The organism is Methylobacterium sp. WL116 (assembly GCF_008039455.1).
Taxonomy (GTDB): domain Bacteria; phylum Pseudomonadota; class Alphaproteobacteria; order Rhizobiales; family Beijerinckiaceae; genus Methylobacterium.
Genome location: NZ_VRUV01000656.1, coordinates 1 through 2,186, shown reverse-complemented (window position 1 = coordinate 2,186; position 2,186 = coordinate 1). Strand labels below are relative to the sequence as shown.

General features: G+C 71.4%; 3 protein-coding genes and 1 pseudogene. 1 reads left to right on the top strand and 3 read right to left on the bottom strand.

The window, feature by feature from the left end; genetic code table 11:
* The 3 genes from FV223_RS25880 to FV223_RS25870 all read right to left on the bottom strand — a co-directional run.
* Positions 1-711: creatininase family protein (locus FV223_RS25880; protein WP_147729620.1), on the bottom strand; the 711-nt coding region annotated here is incomplete at its 3' end.
* A 66-nt stretch (positions 712-777) separates the two neighbouring features.
* Positions 778-1,302: a protein phosphatase CheZ gene (locus tag FV223_RS25875; protein WP_243933132.1), complete on the bottom strand. Its 525-nt coding sequence runs from the start codon at positions 1,300-1,302 to the stop codon at positions 778-780.
* A gap of 38 nt (positions 1,303-1,340) precedes the next feature.
* Positions 1,341-1,724, bottom strand: a complete 384-nt coding sequence (locus tag FV223_RS25870; RefSeq protein ID WP_147729619.1) for a response regulator — start codon at positions 1,722-1,724, stop codon at positions 1,341-1,343.
* A 297-nt stretch (positions 1,725-2,021) separates the two neighbouring features.
* Between FV223_RS25870 and FV223_RS32125 the strand changes: the two are divergent.
* Positions 2,022-2,186, top strand: a pseudogene (locus FV223_RS32125) (3-phosphoglycerate dehydrogenase); the annotation flags it as partial.

Below are 2,186 nucleotides of genomic sequence, written 5' to 3'. Positions count from 1 at the left end.
GGCGATGCCCGCCTCGGCGGTGCCGAGCCGGGCATCGCCGATCGCGCCCGACGGATGGAGGTCGCCGGCCTTCCAGGCGAAGGCGGCGGGACGCCCGGCGCACAGGTGCGTGAAGGCGCCCGCCATCGCGCGGGTGCGCGAGGGAAAGTCGGCGATCGCCTCGCGCCGAACCAGGTCGGGCCGAAGCGCCAGCATCAGCGCCGTCTCGATCCCGCCGGCATGGATGCCGTGGACGATCTCGTCGTCGGGAAAGCATCCCTCCGGATAGCCGAACCGCGCCCAGGCGGTCGTCACCGCGACCATGCCGAAGCGGGCGCGCAGATCGCCGGCCACGAGGTCGATCAGCGCGCTGTTGCCGCCGTGCGAGGTGACGATCACCAGCCGGTTGCAGCCGGCCCGGTGCACGCCCGCGCCGATCTCGGTCCAGGCGGCGAGCGCGGTCGCGGTGGTGAGCGAGAGGGTACCGGGAAAGGCGTCGTGCTCGTCGGACTTGCCGATCGACTGCACCGGCAGCACCAGCACGTCGAGATCGGCGGGCACCAGGGCGCGGGCGCGCGCGAGGTAGCCCTCCATGATCGCCACGTCGGTGCAGAGCGGCAGGTGCGGGCCGTGCTGCTCGATCGCGGCCACCGGCAGCACCGCGACCGTGCGGCCCATGCCGCGCCCGGAGACCTCGCGCGTGGTCAGGTCGGACCAGAGCCGTGCCGCCATGCTGTTCCCCGATGCCCCGACGTCAGGCGCAACGCTGTAGCGGAGCCGGCCCCTTCCCGTCGAGGTTCAGGCGAACAGGGCGTCGATGTCGTCCTGCGCCGTCGCCGGCCCGTTCGGCTGCGGGCCGTTGAGGAGCAGGCGCTGGGCGCGCTCGTTGCGCTCGGCCTCGGCCGGGTCCTGTCCGGCGGCGTCCCGCGCCCGCACCGCGCTGGCGAAGCGCGCGAGCCGCAGCTCGAACTGCTGCAGGGCGGCGACCACCTTGCCGATGCGCTGGCCGGTGATGTCCTGGAAGGCGCAGGCCTCGAAGATCGTGCCGATGCCGCTCTCGACCGCGGCGCGGTATTCCGGCCCGTCCGGCAGGGCCAGCATCGACTCGGCCGCCTCCATGATGGTGTTGGTGGCGCCGGCGGTCGCGGCGAGGACGTTGCCGAGCTCCTCGTGCGCCATCGGGATGCGGTCGTGCGTCAGCTCGTTGGCGCGCAGGGCCGCGATCTCGTCGCGCACGTGGGCGATGTAGTCCGCGATCTCGATCAACTCGGACACCATGGTCGCCGGGTTGATCGTCGCGCCGAGCGGTCTTTGCAAACCCATCGTCAGCATTCCTCCGCGTGTCGGCCCCGTAAGGTCGGTCAGGCGCCGCAGACCGCCTCGATCTTGCTCTTCAGGGTCGCGGCGTTGAACGGCTTGACGATGTAGTTGTTCACGCCAGCCTTCTTGGCGGCGATGACGTTCTCGGTCTTCGACTCGGCGGTGACCATGATGAACGGCGTGGTGCGCAGGCCCTCGTCGGCGCGGACGTGGCGAAGCAGCTCGTAGCCGGTCATCGGCTCCATGTTCCAGTCGGAGATCACGAGGCCGTACTTGCGGCCCTTGAGGCGCGCCAGCGCGGCCGTGCCGTCGGAGGCGTCGTCGACCTCCTCGAAGCCGAGCTGCTTGAGCAGGTTGCGGATGATGCGAACCATCGTCTGGTAGTCGTCGACGACCAGGATCGGCATGCTGAGATCGAGGGCCATGGTCAAACTGCTCCGGTGTCTCCGAATCGCCGGCTCGGCCGTCGGCGTCGGTCACGCAATGTCGGGAGGCGCCGTCGCTGGTCGCACCTCATGCCCGGGACGTTACGCCGGGCGGCATTGCGAAGCGGTTAATCGCGCTGCGATCGGCGCACCCTCTCGGATAGGCGGCGCGGCCGCCTTTACCGACGCGCTCGGCTGCGTGATGACGATGCCCCCAGCCGCGACGTCGCCCGGACGCCGCGGCAGAGCGGGCAGCCCGCCGGCACCGGCCCGGCCGCGGAGAAGGATCGCCGCCCCATGCGCAAGGTCGTCATCAGCGAGTTCATGGACGAGGCTGCGATCGCGGCGGAGCTCGCGGGGTTCGAGACGCTCTACGATCCGACCCTGGTCGACCGGCCGGACGCCCTGCGCGCGGCGCTCGCGGGCGCGTCCGGGCTGATCGTCCGCAACCGCACGCAGGTG

Bases quoted from the DNA above. Each gene is read 5' to 3' on its own strand.
- FV223_RS25875 (WP_243933132.1), bottom strand. From the start codon at position 1,302: ATGGGTTTGCAAAGACCGCTCGGCGCGACGATCAACCCGGCGACCATG.
- FV223_RS25870 (WP_147729619.1), bottom strand. From the start codon at position 1,724: ATGGCCCTCGATCTCAGCATGCCGATCCTGGTCGTCGACGACTACCAG.